The organism is Avibacterium sp. 20-129 (assembly GCF_026226845.1).
In the GTDB taxonomy this organism is placed as follows: Bacteria; Pseudomonadota; Gammaproteobacteria; order Enterobacterales; family Pasteurellaceae; genus Avibacterium.
In genome coordinates this window covers 785,382-801,886 of sequence record NZ_JAKKOE010000001.1, presented here as the reverse complement: position 1 = coordinate 801,886, position 16,505 = coordinate 785,382, and the positions used below count along the sequence as shown (strand labels likewise).

Genomic DNA, 16,505 nt, shown 5'->3' with positions numbered 1-16,505 from the left:
GCCTATGTGGTTTAAGAACGTTATGACCTATCGTTTAACTAAAGAATTAGATTGGTCAGCTGAGCAGTTGCAAGCACAGCTTGCGCAATGTGAGTTTCACCCTTGTGGTCAAGGGGATATGCAGAAATTTGGTTGGGTTTCACCGTTGAAAACCAGTGAATTGTTACACTTTTCGGTGGGCAAACAGATTTTATTAATGGCTCGCAAAGAAGAAAAGATCCTGCCTGCTCACGTTGTAAAACGCGAATTAGATCAGCGGATTGCTGATTTAGAGCAAAAAGAAAATCGCAAATTGAAGAAAGTGGAAAAGCAAGCGCTGAAAGACGATGTGGTGGCAATGTTGCTACCGCGTGCCTTTAGTAAATATCAGCAAACGGCAATTTGGGTGGATAGTGAAAATCAACTCGTTTATGTTGATGCAGCTTCAAGTAAGCGTGCTGAGGACGCCCTTGCGCTATTGCGTAAATCCTTAGGCTCTCTGCCTGTTGTGCCGCTGGCTTTTGTCAATGATCCAAGTTTAGTAATGAGCCATTGGGTGAGCAATGATGCCACGCCAGATTGGTTGATTGCATTGGAAGATGCCGAATTACGCGGCAGTGAAGATAACGCCGTGATCCGTTGCAAACAGCAAGCCTTAGATGCTGAAGAAATTCTGTCGCTATTGCAATCTGGCAAAACCATCACTAAATTGGCTTTGGAATGGGAAGCGCATCTCACCTTTGTATTAAATGAAGACGGCACCTTAAAACGCTTGAAGTTTGCCGATGAAGTGCGGGAAAAAAATGACGATATTTTGAAAGAAGATGTGGCGCAACGCTTTGATGCTGATTTTGTGTTGATGACAGGGATTCTTGCTAAATTAACATCCAATTTATTGGACGATTTCGGCGGAGAGAAAGTGCGGTTGTAATTTTTGTCGTTTTTGTCAGAAATAAAAAATGGCGGGAAATTAAATTCCGCCATTTTTGTTTCTTTCAACAGTTTATTTTTTTACGGTTTATTTTTTATACTGATAAGTGCCATTAGCCTGACGAATAAAGGTGCTGCCATTTGCTAAGCGAAGTTGTTCCACACGCCCTTGTGAATTGACTGAAATCTGTACTTTATCACCAGGTTTAAAGCTGCTTAAGGCATTGCCAGCGCCATTTGCTTTTGTCATCGCATTCACATCTGAAATATTCAGGTTGTTATCACGGAATACCTGCATAAGTGATACACCTTGTGGAATGGTCAGGGTTTTGCTCGTACCAGTTGTTTTGCTTGTCGCTGGTTTTGCTTCAACCACAGGCACTTTTTTCTCCACTTTCGCTTCCACTTTTTTCACGGTTTGTGCTTTGTTTTCCGCTTTTGGCTTACTGGTATTGGTTGTTTGTGTTGTTGCTTTTGCCACCGGTTTAGGCTGTGCTTTTGGTGTGGTTTGTGCAGCAGGTTTGCTTACGGTTTTTGCTGTATCTACCACTGGTTTTGGCTCAACGGAGGTTGGTTGTGGTTTCACCGCTGGCACAGGTTGCTCTGTTTGAGCGCTTGGTTGCGCAACAGGTTCAGGGCTTGTAGCTGGATTGCTTTGCGCATTATCTACATTATTTTCTGCACTTGCGGTTGTTGCTGTTTGGGCATTCTCATTGTTGTTTTGTGTGTTTTGTGTATCTGCTTGCTGTGCCGGTTGTTGCCCTTGGTTTAAGTTATCCAACACATTATTTTCCAAAGGTTGTTCTTGATTAAGTGATTGGAACTGGGTTGGAATGCTGTTTGATGGCTGTTCAAAAGCATTTACGGTATCCGCACTTGGTTTTAGCCAAGAGATAATCAATAAAATGATCACCGCAAGTAATAAAACAATAAAAATACGGCGGTATTTTGCTGGAATAAAGCCTAAAATTGCCCAACGTTCGGGTTTGTTTATTTTGCTAATAGGAGCTGGTTCATTTTGTGTTTGGGTGTTTTCTTCTGCAAGGCTTTCTTCAACATTATTCTGCTCGTTGCCCGTGGTTGTTTCTGCAATCACGGGTTCAGCCTGTTCAGTTGCTTGTTCTTTTTTTCCTAACCCTTCCATCAGCGCTTTGGCTTTATCAAGTAAAGAGGGTTCGTGAGTAATGTGTTTTTTCGGCGTGATAGGCTCCATTTGATTAAATTCTAAATTTAATTCATTTTGAGCCGTGTTATCTGTGGTATTTTGAGGTTTATGTTGTTCAGTCACAGTGATTCCTTAATATTAATTAAAAGCACTTAGCGTAAGTGCGGTGTAAATTTCGCTTATTTTAAAGGATATTTTGTCATTGTTCTATGCCGAATTACGCGGAATATAATGTTTTATTTGGTTCATTGGCAATTTCGCGTGCTAATTTAGGCACTAAATAGCCTGACGTGAGTGTTTGTAATTCTTTGTAAATTTTTACCGCACTTTCATCATCAAGATAAAAATGGCTTGCCCCTTCCACTTTATCAAACAAATGTAAGTAATAAGGCAAAATACCAATGCGAAAAAGTTGCTCACCTAAGGTTTTAAGAGTGTGGGCGTTGTCATTAATCTTTTTCAGTATGACCGCTTGGTTAAGCAAAGTGATACCGGATTTTTTCAGCTTCGCCATTGCTTGTGCTAAATTTTCATCAATTTCATTGGGGTGATTGATGTGGGTAACCAGCACCGTTTGTAAGCGAGATTGTGCCAGCAACGCACAAAGTGTGGTGGTAATCCGCTGTGGAATAACCACCGGCAAGCGACTGTGAATACGTAAACGTTGTAAGTGTGGAATTTTTTCTAATTGTTTTATGAGCCACTCTAGCTCGTGATCTTTCGCCATAAGTGGATCGCCACCTGAAAAAATCACCTCATCAATTTCTGAATGTTGCGCAATATAATCTAGGGCTTTTTGCCAATTTTTTTTATCTCCCTTGTTTTCAGCATAAGGAAAGTGGCGGCGAAAACAATAGCGACAATTAATTGCACAGCTATTTTTTACCATAAATAACAAACGATTATGGTATTTATGCAAAATATTGGGCGCGGGTGTATGCTGTTCATCTAATGGATCTTTGCTAAATCCTTCTGCCTGCACAAATTCTAAATGGGAAGTCATCGCCTGTAAAAAGAGCGGATCGTTTGGGTTACCTTTTTCCATTCGCGCTACAAAAGGCAAAGGAACACGCAAAGGAAACAGCTTGCGTGCGGCAAAATCTTTTTCAAAAAGAGAAAGAGGAAGGTTTAATTGTTCCAACAAGATTTTTGGATCTGAAATGGCATTGGCGAGATGATCAGCCCAATTTTCTACTTCTCTAATGGGGATATTTCGGGTTAAAATACGCACTTTTAAAAACAATCTCTTTTTATTTGAGGATAATATGGCTACATATACTACCACTGACTTCAAACCAGGTCTAAAATTTATGCAAGATGGTGAACCTTGCGTTATTGTTGAAAATGAATTTGTAAAACCGGGTAAAGGTCAGGCATTTACTCGCACTCGTATTCGTAAATTAATTTCAGGTAAAGTGTTAGATGTCAACTTTAAATCGGGTACTTCCGTAGAAGCCGCAGATGTGATGGATCTTAACTTAACCTATTCTTACAAAGATGATGCGTTCTGGTATTTTATGCACCCAGAAACATTTGAACAATATTCTGCCGATGCAAAAGCAGTCGGCGATGCAGAAAAATGGTTATTAGATCAAGCAGATTGTATCGTTACTTTATGGAACGGTGCGCCAATTTCTGTTACCCCACCAAACTTCGTTGAATTAGAAATTGTAGAAACAGATCCGGGCTTAAAAGGTGATACAGCAGGTACAGGCGGTAAACCAGCGACATTAAGCACCGGTGCAGTAGTGCGTGTTCCATTATTCGTACAAACAGGCGAAGTCATCAAAGTAGATACCCGTTCAGGCGAATATGTTTCGCGTGTGAAATAATTTTTCAGACGTAAATCAAACATAAAAATCCGTGCTTTTCAGTGCGGATTTTTTTATAGCGATATATTGTTATTTTAGCTAAATGTTTTTTCCTATTTTGCGGTTCTCATTTTTTTAATTGAAAAACAGTCAAATATTTTCTTTGTTTTTATCAGTAAATCAATGAGTAAAAAATTTTGATATTTTTAAAGATTTTCCTTGCAAATCGTTTTTTTTTTTTAGAATAGGGAAGTTTTTATTGATGATTAGTAAAAACAAAGAAACTGAATCGGGCTTTAATTTATAGGAGAAATTCAATGAATATTAAATTGATAACTTTATCTATTTTAAGTGCTTTAGCAATAACAGCTTGTAGTAGTGGTGGCGGAAGTGGTGACAGTGCTAATGCTAGCAATTCTTATTATGCAATCGGAGATGTTCGTAAGAGCGCTGATGGTGAGGGGCATTTCGACGATGCTCGCCATAAAATTGTACAAGCAACAGATGATAGCCAAAAAACTTATAAAAAAGTGTATGACATTTTGATGACGGCTAATAATTCTGAGAAACAAAATTATACGGTATATGGCTATCATAATATGGGATCTGATTCGGAAAAAGATATGCGTGTTGTTTTCTCAGCCAGAGAAATGCCAGAAACATTACCAGATACATTGCATGCGAGTTATACAGGTAAAGCAACTATTGAAGATCCAACACAACAAAATCAATTTTTACCTGGAACATTGAGCTTGGATATTGAAAATGAAGCGGTTACTGGCTCAATTAGATTAGATGATAATAATGGGGCATTATCTCTAGCTGGTATATATGGTTATATGAATGGTCGTTTAAATCCAGAGGATTCTCGTAACTTTAGTCTTTTTGGTAGTGTTACAGGATCGGTAAAAGGAAATGATGTACAAGATGGTGGGTTCTACGGCTTTGTTGCTGGACCGCATCAAGAGGAGGTTGTTGGTGCAGTTGCTGGTGAGCTGAGTAACGGTCAAGAATTACAAGGTGCTTTTGTTGGTAAAAAACAGTAATAAATAAGAAAAAATGCTCGCTTTATTAATAAGCGAGTATTTTTTATAACCTTCCCCAAAATGAAAAAACTAATATTAATTCCTTTTGTCTTTTATTGCAGTATAGTACAAGCAGAAAATACTCCTGCATTGAATTTAAAGCAAGAATGGAATAATCAAGAAAATTATTTTGATAAATTTAAACAAAGTGAATTGCTGACTCGTCAAGCATTGCAGCTTGCTATTCGACAAAGAAATAGTGCGTTAATTCAGCAGTTTTTACCTATTTATCAACAATTTAAAGAAAAAGATCCCGCTATTGTTCAATTTTCACAATTTATCTTAGCAAAAGAGCGGAAAAATAATAGTGAAGCAATTAATATTTTATATGCGCTTTTAGAAAAATATCCTAATTCCATATCGATTCGATTAGAGTTAGCTATTTTATTGTTTTGGGATCAGCAATTAAATCTTGCAAAACAACAATTTAAATTGTTAAAGCACGGAGCTAACTCTACGCTTACTAAGATTATTGATAGTTATCTTACTAATATTACAGAGAAAGAAAGCCTGCATAGCGATTTTAATTTTTATTATTTAAGAACTAAGAATATAAATAAGGTTTCTTCAGCTAGTAATATTGAAAATACGAGATTAATCAAGAAAGAGAAAATGTTACCACAATCTGCACACGGAATAGGGATGAATGGGTATTTAAGTCAAGATAAGAATATCGTTAAGCATCATTATTTGGCATTTAAAGATCAATTTTTTTATAAGTATTACTGGGATAGAAAAGAATACAATGATGCAATTAATCGACTTTCTTTAGGGTATAAGTATAAAGAAATGGTAGCGCAATGGCAGGTATTTCCTTTTTATGAATTGCGTTGGGTTGGTAATAAAAGATATCAAAGAACCATTGGAGCAAATATAAGCTGGGAGAATTGGCTGACAAATACAGCTCAAATCAGAACTGAATTAGAGTATAGCAAGAATGATTATGTGCAAGATGCTAATTATTTAGATGGACATAATAAATTCTTGGCGATTTCTTTCTCTTGGTTACCCCAAAAGACTCGATTACTTTCATTAGGTTTAAGTTTTAGAAAAGAGAAAACACAGCTTCGTTATTATGACAATGATACAAAAGCAATTAGATTTGATTGGTTAGAAAACTGGAAAAAATCTATTTCTTCCCAAATAAATTTTTCTTATTCTTATCGGCGCTATAAAGATAAAATGATTTTTGCAAGAATATTACCACTAAATAAAATAAGAAAAGATCATATCTACAGTTTAAATCTTTTGCTATGGAAAAGAGATTTGAAATTACTCGGATTTATTCCCAAAATTCAATTTTCTTGGGTAAAACAGCAAAGTAATTTACCCACTCTTTATAGTTATTCTGAAAAAAATATTAATATTTTTTTCGAGAAAGGTTTTTAGATAACTTAAAGTGCGGTGCAAATTTTTCTGATTTTTGCACCGCACTTTCGTATTTATTCATCATCTTGCAAGAAATGATAAATTGGTACAATAGCGGCACCAATGGAAATATCTTCAAATTTTATCTTTGATGCGCTCAGTTGTGCTGAGGTACGGTTGATATTTTGTAGTTGTTCTGCATTTTTAACGTAATCAATCAGTTGGTTGATTAAGGTTTGAGGCAACATTCCGGTTAGGGCGATGACTTTGGGGTCAAGCCACGCAATGGCGGAGAGAATGAGAGACAGCACTTGGGGCTGGCTATGTGCTAGCCAAGTTTTTACCGCTGTGTTGTCTAATAAGTTTGTTTGATGATTATCTTCGCCAAGTTTTTCGGTGAGATCTTTCCAACTTGGTCTAGGCGAGTTATAGGGGAATAATAAGCCGATTTCTCCCGCGTTACCAAACCCACCACGGATCAGTTTACCTTGTGAAATAATGCCTGCACCAATACCAAAATCAAGGCTGATAACCACCATATCGTCAATATCATTCCATAAACCTGAATAATATTCACCTAAGGCTACGGTGTTGATGTTGTTTTCAATATAACAAGGGTAGCCCAATTTTTCGCTCAATACTGCGGCTAAATTAGGAATATTTTGTAATAAAGGAAACCAAGGGGAGGAAATTGATTTGTCTTCCAAGAGATAGCCAGAAAGGGAGAAACCAATACCAAGGATTTTGGCTTCAGACAAAAATTTCTTTTCAAGCAATTGCGTAACAGCACTATGAATTTTTTGGCATAATTCATCAAATTGTACGATATTGTCATATGCATAGCGTTCATTCGCAATTTTATTACCAACAAAATCCACAATCGCCAGCTGAAATGCGTGATCAGAAAAGGTAACCCCAATAGAGCAGCAGGCATTGGGATTTAAGGTTAAATGAAAAGAAGGCGTTCCCCGTTTTTTTACCATTTTTTCCGTTTCTTTGATTAAGCCAAGAAACAAGAGTTTGCGACAATATTGTGTTACTGCCCCTGCGGTTAAGCCTGATAATGTACTGAGTTCCTTGCGTGAAGGGGCATATTGGCGAATAAGGCGTAATAACAATTTTTCGCTAGATTTTAAATTGAATACGGAATTATCTTTTTTCATTTTTCTGTCTTTATGAAATAAAAGCCTCACTTTGGCGATCAGAGAGGCTTCTCAGTCAATTTTACCTTAATTTACACAGATAAAAGTGCGGTATTATTTTAATGCATTTTCAACGGCTTGATAAAAATCAGCCATTTTACATAAACCTTGCGCATTGGTTGGGCAATCTTCTAGCTGTAAGGTAATACGATTTGGTGGATTAGTCAAAGTGAGTTTCGTGCCATTACGTAATTGGTCAATGGTTTGATAAACGTATTCTACTTTCATAAAGGCTTCGCCACTTGGCGCGACCCATTTTTCAAAGGCAACTTTGCCATTAACTTGATTTTGTTGGAACAATAATCAAAAAAAGAGAGAAAAAAATGAGTTAAGGTAGAACCTTAACTCATTAACAATGTTATTTGGCGATCACTTCTTTGGTGAAATCTGCAATCGCGGCTTTGCTCCAATCTAATGGGAAGAATGGAATATCCGCTTCGCCGACTTCCGCATTTAATGGGCGAATACCAAAATGAGCGGCTAATTTTTGTTGGGTTTCTGGGGAGACTAGCCAGTTGGCGAACACCAAACTTGCTGCTGGGTGTAGCGCATTTTGTGCGACAACGACGACATTCCCACCGCCCGGCATACCAAATTTTGGCACATAGAATTTCAATCTTGGGGTAACCGCACCTTGTTTTTGTAAGCTAAATAAATGATCTTGCCACGCAGAAACAATATCTAATTCCCCATCATTTAAGCGTGTTAAGCTATCTGCGTTAGAGGCGGTACGAACCATATTTTGTTTGTTTTGGTTAAACCAATCCCACGTGCTTTGCCAGTTTTTCGTTTGAGAAGCATCAAATGGCGTGTTTTGATAATCATATTGACCGCTTACATTAAGTAAGGCTTGGAAAATAAACGCTTTACCTGAAGCCCCTCCATTTGGATCGGCATAACCGAATTTTTTCGGGTGAGTTTGAATGTAGGTAACGGTTTCTTGCCAACTTTGTGGTAATTGATCTTCTGAAACGCGTAATGGATCATAAGCAAAGCCTGTTTGATTGCCCCAAAATCCCATTGCTTGATTGGCAAATTTTACCCCTTGTAAGGCGTGGTTAGCTTGGGCGAAATTTGGCAATTTATCGAGATTTCTTAATACCTCATTTTTCTGCACAATCGGGTAGTTATCCGCCGCAATGGCGATCACATCCATTTTGCCTTTGCTTAGTGATTTTTCAGCAATGAGTTTGTTCATATTGCCATCTAGCGTTCCTTCTGGGATTTTCACTTTGATGCCATAGGTTTTTTCAAATTCTTTCACAAAAAGACGGAATTGTGGTTGTAAATACCATACGCTAAAGGTGACTGCGCCTTCTTGTTTGGCTTGTGCCACAATATCTTCCCAGCTTTTTTGGCTGAGGTCTTGGGAAGCCGATACGGATAAGGCGGTGGTTAGCCCTAAACTGATTAATGCGGTTTTGATAAGACGAGTTTTCATCATTGTGTTCTCCTATGATTTACAAGGCTATGGTTTACAAAATTAGGCTTTACCTGTGGATTGAGATAAATAGTTACCTTTTAATAAACGTTCAATAATTAACAATAAGATCACGTTTGGAATTAATAAGATGATTGAGACCACGGCGGCATTTGGGCGAATGAAAGAATAGCCCAAGAAAGAATAAAGTATGGTTGGCACGGTGATAAAATCTGGCGAACCGATAACAAAGGAAATACTAAATTCTTCAATACTTTTGACTAAACAGAAAATAATGGACGCCAAAAATGCGGGTTTTAGCATTGGCAAGTACACATCTTTAAAGGTCGTAAATTTTGATGCGCCAAGATCGCGACTTGCATCAATCAGATCTTGCGGAACGGCTGAAAATCCTGAAGACAAAATACGAATAGCGTAGGGTAACGTCATTACCGTATGTCCGATAATAATACCGATCATTGGATTGTTAATATTTAACTGAATTAACACCGCACTAAAGAATAAGGCAATGATCATTCCCGGAATTACTAAGGGAATAAGGGTAATCAGTTCGGCAATTTTTTTACCGCGGAATTCCATTCGACCAAAAGCATAAGCGGTTGGCAAGGCGAGAGTGATGGCGATTAAAGAAACAATCGGCGCGATGGTGTAGCTATTAAACATCGCTTCTTTAAGTGCGGTGTTTTCCCATACATAACTCCAGCGTTCAAAAGAAAGCACGGGTGGAAAAATATCAGGGTAGCTCCAAGGGTGTTGTGGATCAACAAGCGACCATAAGCCCGCCATTAAGAAAGGCAAAACAAGCCAAACAAAATTCACCACCACAAAAAAGATCAGCACAATGCGGTTAATTAAACGTGTGTTTTTGCTTTGTATTTTGTTCATTTTACCGCTCCTCGTTTAACAGATAATGGACGAATAATCAGCGTAATTAAAATTGAAGCAAGTGCAGAAGTGAGCATTATCACCATTGCGAGTACCGCACTTTGATTCCATTCTTCAAATTCATAAGCACTCATTTGCATAAAGCGAGCTAAAGAATAGGTATCACGTGGGCCTGCAATGCTATAAAAGGCGAAATCACCTAATGCACCGATAAAAATCAAAATAAACGAAACTTGTACCGCACTGAGAGTGAGTGGGAAAATCACATAAATAAAACGTTGCCAACTGTTTGAACCTAGGTTTGAAGCGGCATCAAAGAGATCGCTTTTTAACGAATTGACTGCACCGCCAACAAGAATTAAGGCGAATGGAATATTTTTCCACATTTGCAAAATTACAATTCCCCAACCAAAGCTGTCATTTTGCAAGGATTTTGGTTGTTCCCAAATGCCTAACCAAACTAAGGTTTCGTTCAGAATACCGTGGTAGGAAATCATATTCATAAATAAGAATGCCGCCACTAATCCCGGCACAAGCATTGGCATACGGAAAAAGGTAACGATAAATTCTTTGCCCTTAATTGGATTGCGTAACCATAATGCAATGGGGTAAGCCACTAAAATGGAAAATACCGCACCCAGAAAAGAAACTCGCACCGAATACCAAAATGATTTATGAAAGATAGGGTTGCTTAACACTTCTTGCCAATAATCAAACGTGAAGTGGGACGGTTCACCATACATATTCTGTAAGCCAAAGCTTTGTGCAACCACTAAATAAAAGGTCGAACCCATTAATAATAAAATGGTGCCAAGCCCTGTTCCAAGCAGTAGCCAGGCTTTGAGATCTTGTTTTAAGGATTTCATACCGCCTCCAAGAAACGAATGGCATCACGAGCAAGGGTGAAATGTAATTGTTCTGACTGATTTAATAACGGTGAAAACTTGGTTAATTGCAACCGCACTTTCTCATTTGGCAAGCCAGAGGTAACCAAGCCTTGCACCTCAGTCATATTCCCCATAAAGGCGGTTTGTAGAATCTTGACACTAAATTTATTTTCTACATTGCTATCAGCTTCACAAGGGATCGCATCTTCAGGACGGAAACAAATATAAATATTCTCAGCCACGGGTTTATGTGCCGATTGCACAACGAATTTGCCCCATAAGGAATCCACCTGATAGAGATCCTCTTGCCAGTGTTTTACGTTTGCTTTGGTGATATTTGCGACACCAATGAAATCAGCAATAAAGCGGTTGTTCGGTTGATAATAAATTTCTTGTGGTGTTCCCACTTGCTCAATTGATCCCTTATTTAGCACGATAATTTTATCTGACATTGACAAGGCTTCCGCCTGATCGTGGGTAACATAAATACTGGTCAGATTATATTGATGAGAAAGTTGCTTAATTTCAAAGCGTACGCTTTCACGCAGTTTGGCATCAAGATTAGAGAGCGGTTCATCGAATAAAATCACATCAGGGCGGGTAACCATTGCACGGGCAAGGGCAACACGCTGTTGCTGACCACCTGAAAGCTCAGAAGGTAATTTTAGTTTCTGGGTTTCTAAATCCATTTGTTTTAATGCCACATTTAAGCGTGCGATTTGTTCATCAATAGGAATTTTCTTTTGTTTCAAGCCATAACAAATATTGTGAGAAACATTTAAGTGAGGAAAAAGCGCATAGGATTGAAAACACATTGCGGTATTCCGTTTTTCTGGTGGAATGTCATTGACTTGACGATCGCCAATGACAATTTCCCCCTCATCGGCACGGTGAAAGCCTGCAATTAATTTAAGCAAAGAGGTTTTTCCGCAGCCACTAGGACCGAGTAGCGTAACGAATTCCCCTTCTTCAGCAGTAAAAGAGATGTTATTTGCTGCATAGAAATCACCAAATTTTTTAGTGATATTGCGTAATTCTAGTTTTGCCATAATCGATTTCTCCTCGATGATAATTTCGTGAATACTCTAAACTAGAAGATAAAGCGCGATCAATTACAATTTAAAAAATAAACTCATTTAAGTTTGTTTTTGTGAGTTTGATCACGAAAATTAGATATTTTCTCCCTTTGGTTGCAATAGTGTTTGCGTGATATTTCTATTGTCTCTAAAATGAGTTTAGTTTTTAAATTGAATGTAAGAGAGAGGTTAAAAATGGCATTTGAATTTAATGTAACAGAGAAAGGAATCATTCTCGCAAATAGCCACCGTGGTTATAGTGCCAAGTATCCAGAAAATACAATGCCTGCCTTTATTGGCGCATTAGAAGCGGGGACACATAGCATTGAACTGGATATTGCAATGACAAAAGATGAAAAAATTGTGGTTATTCACGATTTTTCTATTGAGCGTGTTTCTAATGGTGAAGGATATGTGGAACAAATGACACTTGCTGAATTACAGCAGTATGATTTCGGTGAGAAATTTTCCCCCGCTTTCAAAGGCACGCACATTGTAGAGTTAGAAACCGTTTTAAAATGGGCGCAAGAAAATAATGTAGGGTTAATTGTAGAAGCTAAACAACGTCGCAATCATCAGCGTTTTGCGGAAGTCTTAGCTGAGATTTTGCAACGTACCAATACAGTGGATCAAATTTTATTATTAGGCTTTGATCACGTTTTAATTAATAAAGTGAAAGCTTTATTGCCAGCCTTGCGGTTGCAAGTGGTTACCCTTGCGCGCTATAACGATCAACTTAGTGCAGTATTGGGATCAAATGCCAGCAGTGTTTGTGTGGAATATCACTATGTAGGCAAAGAAGATTTAATTGCTTACAAAAAAGCAGGGCTGTCAGTGAGAATGTATTTACACGAATCCAAAGAAATCCCTGTGTTAGAAATGTACAATCAAAAATATGGTTACGATACTGAAAGTGAAATCATTCAATGGCTAAGCGAAGGCCTGATCGATATGCTAAGCCACGATGATATTCCCTATCTCAAATCATTAATCGAAAAAGCAGGCAAAACGCCTTATTGATGATTGAGTGGAGAATTATTTGCATCAAATTTAATCTGACAGCCTTCCATTTAAAACTGGCACCTGTCAGATTAATTTGAGTTTAAAAGTCTTTTTCTATTAACATCTGCACATATTTTTCTGAATAGGAAAACATTGAGGGAATATTGCTATTCTGCTTTTTCCAGCGGAATTGTACTTTTGGCACAAAACCCAAATACTGCCAATCTTGTTTCCATAATGTCAGATTTAGTGAATAGATCTTATCACGGCGGATTTTATCTAACGGCAAAATATTACCTAGCGAAGCAAAATCTTTATATTGTCTCAATGCTATTGATCCATTTATTTGGCTTGCTATTGCATACCCCCAATTTTGTCGCCAACCTAATCGTAACGCTTTCATATCATTGCTATATTGTTTAAGTTGCGTATTTTCACGAATAAAATCCGTTCCTAAATAATAATAGCCTTTTCCAGTAGGTTGCCAAATGAGTGTGGCAGAGGCCAGTTTAATCGTACCGCTTCGTTCAGTCTGTGTGAAATAACGTGGTTGGCTAAACTCTAATGCGGTCGAAATTTGCCAATGTTTTGAAAAGTTCAAACCATACTCAACTCTTAACCCATTCGCCCAGTTATAACGATGTCCACCAAACCATTGGCGTTCATAAAAGGGTTTTAGGTCAAATTGATATTTAGCATTTTGATATTTATAGCCGAAATAAGTGCGGTTGGCGATTTCATCATAATCGTGATTATCCCAATAATTTTTCCCATAAAGATTATTGGTAAAATAGAGATAGTGAGATCCTATGATATTCCAATTTTTTTGTGCATCAAAATAATAAGTAAAACCGTGAGCCGACTGTGGCAACATATCATCATTTTTTACAAAACCTGTATTTTCAATATGTCGTTCGTTAGACGTATTATTGACATTCTTGGTTTGTAGATAATTTGCACCTAAAGAAAATTGCCAGCTTTCGCGATTTTTAATTGCTTGTAAATAATCTTGAATAAGCAACTGTTCTTCATCAGTTAAATTGTTTTGCTCTTGTAATGTTTCAAAGGCTTTCCTTGCATTGTCATTTTGATAATCTAAAAATAGCACTCTTGCTTGTTTAATTTTTGCGTAATTCACTAATCTTGGACTATGCTCAGAAAAATTTTGATAGATAGGCAATAGGCGTTCCACCAAATCCATTCGCTCAATATTTAACATATCTGAAAGTAGTTTTTCGGTCAGAGCTTGATCGTGTTTTAATTGTGAAATAGAGTAGGTTGTTTCACTTGCAATAACAATGCTACTAAATAAATAAGATAAGAAAAAAAAATTATATTTCATATTTAAGAAATCCCACAATCAAAAAATTGTGGGAATATAATTACTGTCTATTTAAATCAGTTCCTGCGGAGTTATATCCACCAACAAATCCGTCACTATAATCTAAAGCACCTTCTTTTATTATACGATTTGAATCTTTTTCTGATGTTACTTTATATCCTGTACTCATTTCAGAGAATGGACTAGAGCTTCCATAAATGATACCAGCATATTGACCTGAGAATTTTTCTTGATTATGTGTGGCAGAAGCATTTCCTTTAAATTCATACATTTCATTATAGCTAGAGTAATGACCGTTGATATATCTAATAGTTCCTTTATACAGTGTTGTATTATTTAACGAAACATTCACATTCTTATCATCAATTTTCCCTACGGCACTACCTGAAATAGTTCTTTTATCAAAATCTGCATCTAATCTAATTGTGCTATTGGCAGATGCATAAGTCGCTTTACCTGTTGCATAGCCATCAGCCCCGACTTTAAATGTTGATGGAGTGATTGAAGGAACCGTAACTGTTGTATTAGGCTGAGTTGGGTTAGCTGAGTTATTTTCTGTGTTAGAATTATTCGTATCAACATTTGGCACAGTAATTGAAGTAGTACTATTCTGGTTTGAAGTTGTTGATTCATTTGAACCACCGCCACCACCTGAACCACAAGCAGTTAATCCTACCATTACAGTTGTTGTTAATAATGCTTTTGAGAGTGTTAATTTCATAATAAGCCTCTTATTGCTAGTTAATATTGTTGTTTATGTAAAGTGATCAAAAATTCCATTAAAACGGTAGTTTGATTAAAGATAAAATCAATCTCAATGCTTTCAAAACAAGCATTATGCTTGACATTTTCATTTTGATATTTCGTGAAAAAATCAAAGATAGTTGAAATATAAAGATTTTTAACTTCTACATTAATCTTATATTTATCTAAGAAATCACCTAATTCAGATTTCAAATTTTCTAATGATTTTTTTGTTCTAAGAATGCTATTAATCAAAGATTCAAAAGAATAACGCAAGTCATCAAGTAAGTTTCTCTCATAGATTTTGTTATTCTTTTTTTCAAATGCACTTTCATAATGCTTCTTTGTCTCAGGGTAATCATCTAACCAATGTCTAACTTGATTAACATTTTCTAAAATTTGCTCTGCGATCTTCTGTGGAGCTAAATGAGAATAACTTTTCACTAAAGCCAGCTTTAGCTCTTGTACTTTTGAATTATTGATAAATTTCTCTAAATCGCATAAATCCTGAATAATGACAAATTGTTCCTTCGGTTCAAAACAAGCTAGATTAGTTTCCAGTGCTTGTGCTTTGTTGATGCTTGATGTGCCTTTTTTAAAAGGTTGCTGTGTATATGTAATTGATTTTTCGTATCTAACAGCATATTGAACACAAAACTTGCAAATTTCTGAACCACTCAATCCTTCATTTGTATCAGCTAAAATACTAGCTGCATAGATTAAAAATTCATTATTAATCACCAATAATCCCATAAAGTTTTGGATAAACTCGGTGCAAATGTTATACTGCACCTCAAATTTCTACCACAAACCACCAGTATCAAAAACTCATCTGATACTGTTTAAAACTGCACTTTAAGGAAGTAAAATGGAAGTCCACGAAAAAATTCGCGTTATGAGAGAAATCAATCAATGGTCGCAGGAAGAAATGGCAGAGAAACTTTCTATGTCGCCGAATGGCTATGCCAAAATTGAACGTGGACAAAGCAGTATTAATTTAGATAAATTACAGCAAATCGCGAATGTTTTTAATATTGATATGGGGGAGTTAATTACGAGTAAGGATAGATCAATTTTTTTTGCAGTGGGTGGTGATAATTCTAATAACTTAACAAATAGCTATTTTGGCACAAATGAAGCGTTAACTATTGAAAATGAAAAGTTAAACAGTTTGCTGGAAATGAAAGATACTTTATTGGCTCAAAAGGATGAATTATTATCTCAAAAAGATGCAGAAATTATTGCTCTAAAAGAAATTATTGAATTGTTAAAATCAAGAAATAGTTAAATAATCTGTGAGTTAGATATTTTTCTAATCAAATTCCACATCACACATATGAGTATCTTTACGAATGTCTGCAAGAATTTGATCGAAATCTTCAATGTTTTTATCGCTAACACTTGTTGCAGGTTGTCCAAATAGCTCTTCAAAACTGGGTTCTGATCGTGCTTTGCGATAATCCTGATAGTTCGACAACACACTGACAATCTTTCCCCATTTGGTAATAAAAACAGGCTGGGTTTCAGAGAGTTTCAATACATAGCTAGCACGTTGATTAAATTCTTTTGAGGTAACAGTAATCGCCAT

18 protein-coding genes are annotated in these 16,505 nt (G+C 36.8%); 6 read left to right on the top strand and 12 right to left on the bottom strand.

Annotated elements, in window-relative coordinates:
- Positions 1-4 precede the first annotated feature (4 nt).
- Entirely contained in the window at positions 5-910 is a 906-nt protein-coding gene (rdgC, locus tag L5B90_RS03720) for a recombination-associated protein RdgC (protein WP_265762184.1), read from the top strand.
- Between the two features lie 87 nt (positions 911-997).
- Here the strand turns inward: rdgC and L5B90_RS03715 are convergent, their stop codons facing one another.
- Together L5B90_RS03715 and epmB are read right to left on the bottom strand one after the other, a co-directional pair.
- Positions 998-2,197 carry a LysM-like peptidoglycan-binding domain-containing protein gene (locus L5B90_RS03715; protein ID WP_265762183.1) on the bottom strand — a complete coding sequence of 400 codons (1,200 nt, stop codon included), beginning with the start codon at positions 2,195-2,197 and terminating at the stop codon, positions 998-1,000.
- A gap of 94 nt (positions 2,198-2,291) precedes the next feature.
- Entirely contained in the window at positions 2,292-3,305 is a 1,014-nt protein-coding gene (gene epmB / locus L5B90_RS03710; RefSeq protein WP_250364247.1) for an EF-P beta-lysylation protein EpmB, read from the bottom strand.
- 34 nt (positions 3,306-3,339) lie between these two features.
- On the opposite strand from epmB, the gene efp reads away from it, so the two are divergent.
- From efp to L5B90_RS03695, 3 genes are all read left to right on the top strand, one after another.
- Complete coding sequence (gene efp, locus L5B90_RS03705; protein WP_103854617.1) at positions 3,340-3,906, top strand: elongation factor P; 567 nt, start codon at positions 3,340-3,342, stop codon at positions 3,904-3,906.
- A gap of 296 nt (positions 3,907-4,202) precedes the next feature.
- Entirely contained in the window at positions 4,203-4,931 is a 729-nt protein-coding gene (locus L5B90_RS03700; RefSeq protein WP_265762182.1) for a hypothetical protein, read from the top strand.
- A 60-nt stretch (positions 4,932-4,991) separates the two neighbouring features.
- Complete coding sequence (locus L5B90_RS03695) at positions 4,992-6,359, top strand: surface lipoprotein assembly modifier (RefSeq protein WP_265762181.1); 1,368 nt, start codon at positions 4,992-4,994, stop codon at positions 6,357-6,359.
- Positions 6,360-6,412: 53 nt separating this feature from the next.
- Here L5B90_RS03695 and L5B90_RS03690 read toward each other — a convergent pair whose 3' ends face one another.
- The 6 genes from L5B90_RS03690 to L5B90_RS03665 form a co-directional block, all read right to left on the bottom strand.
- Positions 6,413-7,501 carry an ROK family protein gene (locus L5B90_RS03690; protein WP_265762180.1) on the bottom strand — a complete coding sequence of 363 codons (1,089 nt, stop codon included), beginning with the start codon at positions 7,499-7,501 and terminating at the stop codon, positions 6,413-6,415.
- A gap of 93 nt (positions 7,502-7,594) precedes the next feature.
- Positions 7,595-7,840: a hypothetical protein gene (locus L5B90_RS03685; protein ID WP_250364251.1), complete on the bottom strand. Its 246-nt coding sequence runs from the start codon at positions 7,838-7,840 to the stop codon at positions 7,595-7,597.
- Positions 7,841-7,898: 58 nt separating this feature from the next.
- On the bottom strand, positions 7,899-8,981 hold the full coding sequence (locus tag L5B90_RS03680; RefSeq protein ID WP_265762548.1) for an extracellular solute-binding protein: 1,083 nt from the start codon (positions 8,979-8,981) through the stop codon (positions 7,899-7,901).
- Positions 8,982-9,023: 42 nt separating this feature from the next.
- On the bottom strand, positions 9,024-9,866 hold the full coding sequence (locus tag L5B90_RS03675; RefSeq protein WP_265762179.1) for an ABC transporter permease: 843 nt from the start codon (positions 9,864-9,866) through the stop codon (positions 9,024-9,026).
- Positions 9,863-10,732, bottom strand: coding sequence for an ABC transporter permease (locus L5B90_RS03670; RefSeq protein WP_250350717.1), 870 nt, complete (start codon positions 10,730-10,732; stop codon positions 9,863-9,865). The genes L5B90_RS03675 and L5B90_RS03670 overlap by 4 nt, the downstream gene beginning before the upstream one ends.
- Complete coding sequence (locus tag L5B90_RS03665; protein ID WP_265762178.1) at positions 10,729-11,802, bottom strand: ABC transporter ATP-binding protein; 1,074 nt, start codon at positions 11,800-11,802, stop codon at positions 10,729-10,731. Before L5B90_RS03665 ends, L5B90_RS03670 begins: the two co-directional genes overlap by 4 nt.
- Before the next feature lie 222 nt (positions 11,803-12,024).
- Between L5B90_RS03665 and L5B90_RS03660 the strand changes: the two genes are divergently transcribed.
- Positions 12,025-12,849, top strand: a complete 825-nt coding sequence (locus L5B90_RS03660) for a glycerophosphodiester phosphodiesterase (RefSeq protein ID WP_250364252.1) — start codon at positions 12,025-12,027, stop codon at positions 12,847-12,849.
- An 82-nt stretch (positions 12,850-12,931) separates the two neighbouring features.
- On the opposite strand, the gene L5B90_RS03655 is transcribed toward L5B90_RS03660, so the two are convergent.
- Genes L5B90_RS03655 through L5B90_RS03645 form a run of 3 tightly spaced genes read right to left on the bottom strand, consistent with a single transcriptional unit; the run spans position 12,932 to position 15,658 of the window.
- On the bottom strand, positions 12,932-14,173 hold the full coding sequence (locus L5B90_RS03655) for a surface lipoprotein assembly modifier (protein WP_250364253.1): 1,242 nt from the start codon (positions 14,171-14,173) through the stop codon (positions 12,932-12,934).
- 40 nt (positions 14,174-14,213) lie between these two features.
- Entirely contained in the window at positions 14,214-14,894 is a 681-nt protein-coding gene (locus tag L5B90_RS03650) for a hypothetical protein (RefSeq protein ID WP_250350713.1), read from the bottom strand.
- Between the two features lie 20 nt (positions 14,895-14,914).
- Positions 14,915-15,658, bottom strand: a complete 744-nt coding sequence (locus L5B90_RS03645) for a hypothetical protein (protein ID WP_250350712.1) — start codon at positions 15,656-15,658, stop codon at positions 14,915-14,917.
- A gap of 127 nt (positions 15,659-15,785) precedes the next feature.
- On the opposite strand from L5B90_RS03645, the gene L5B90_RS03640 reads away from it, so the two are divergent.
- Positions 15,786-16,205 (top strand): helix-turn-helix domain-containing protein, encoded by a 420-nt coding sequence (locus tag L5B90_RS03640; protein ID WP_250350711.1) that lies wholly within the window; start codon positions 15,786-15,788, stop codon positions 16,203-16,205.
- Positions 16,206-16,229: 24 nt separating this feature from the next.
- On the opposite strand, the gene L5B90_RS03635 is transcribed toward L5B90_RS03640, so the two are convergent.
- On the bottom strand, positions 16,230-16,505 hold the full coding sequence (locus tag L5B90_RS03635) for a type II toxin-antitoxin system Phd/YefM family antitoxin (protein ID WP_250350710.1): 276 nt from the start codon (positions 16,503-16,505) through the stop codon (positions 16,230-16,232).

What these genes read in the sequence shown, in the direction of transcription:
- L5B90_RS03670 (WP_250350717.1), bottom strand. Translation starts at nt 10,732, where the DNA reads ATGAAATCCTTAAAACAAGATCTCAAAGCCTGGCTACTGCTTGGAACA.
- L5B90_RS03660 (WP_250364252.1), top strand. Translation starts at nt 12,025, where the DNA reads ATGGCATTTGAATTTAATGTAACAGAGAAAGGAATCATTCTCGCAAAT.
- L5B90_RS03690 (WP_265762180.1), bottom strand. Translation starts at nt 7,501, where the DNA reads ATGAAAAAAGATAATTCCGTATTCAATTTAAAATCTAGCGAAAAATTG.
- L5B90_RS03695 (WP_265762181.1), top strand. Translation starts at nt 4,992, where the DNA reads ATGAAAAAACTAATATTAATTCCTTTTGTCTTTTATTGCAGTATAGTA.
- L5B90_RS03675 (WP_265762179.1), bottom strand. Translation starts at nt 9,866, where the DNA reads ATGAACAAAATACAAAGCAAAAACACACGTTTAATTAACCGCATTGTG.
- rdgC (WP_265762184.1), top strand. Translation starts at nt 5, where the DNA reads ATGTGGTTTAAGAACGTTATGACCTATCGTTTAACTAAAGAATTAGAT.
- efp (WP_103854617.1), top strand. Translation starts at nt 3,340, where the DNA reads ATGGCTACATATACTACCACTGACTTCAAACCAGGTCTAAAATTTATG.
- L5B90_RS03650 (WP_250350713.1), bottom strand. Translation starts at nt 14,894, where the DNA reads ATGAAATTAACACTCTCAAAAGCATTATTAACAACAACTGTAATGGTA.
- L5B90_RS03700 (WP_265762182.1), top strand. Translation starts at nt 4,203, where the DNA reads ATGAATATTAAATTGATAACTTTATCTATTTTAAGTGCTTTAGCAATA.
- L5B90_RS03655 (WP_250364253.1), bottom strand. Translation starts at nt 14,173, where the DNA reads ATGAAATATAATTTTTTTTTCTTATCTTATTTATTTAGTAGCATTGTT.
- L5B90_RS03640 (WP_250350711.1), top strand. Translation starts at nt 15,786, where the DNA reads ATGGAAGTCCACGAAAAAATTCGCGTTATGAGAGAAATCAATCAATGG.
- L5B90_RS03680 (WP_265762548.1), bottom strand. Translation starts at nt 8,981, where the DNA reads ATGAAAACTCGTCTTATCAAAACCGCATTAATCAGTTTAGGGCTAACC.
- L5B90_RS03665 (WP_265762178.1), bottom strand. Translation starts at nt 11,802, where the DNA reads ATGGCAAAACTAGAATTACGCAATATCACTAAAAAATTTGGTGATTTC.
- L5B90_RS03635 (WP_250350710.1), bottom strand. Translation starts at nt 16,505, where the DNA reads ATGGCGATTACTGTTACCTCAAAAGAATTTAATCAACGTGCTAGCTAT.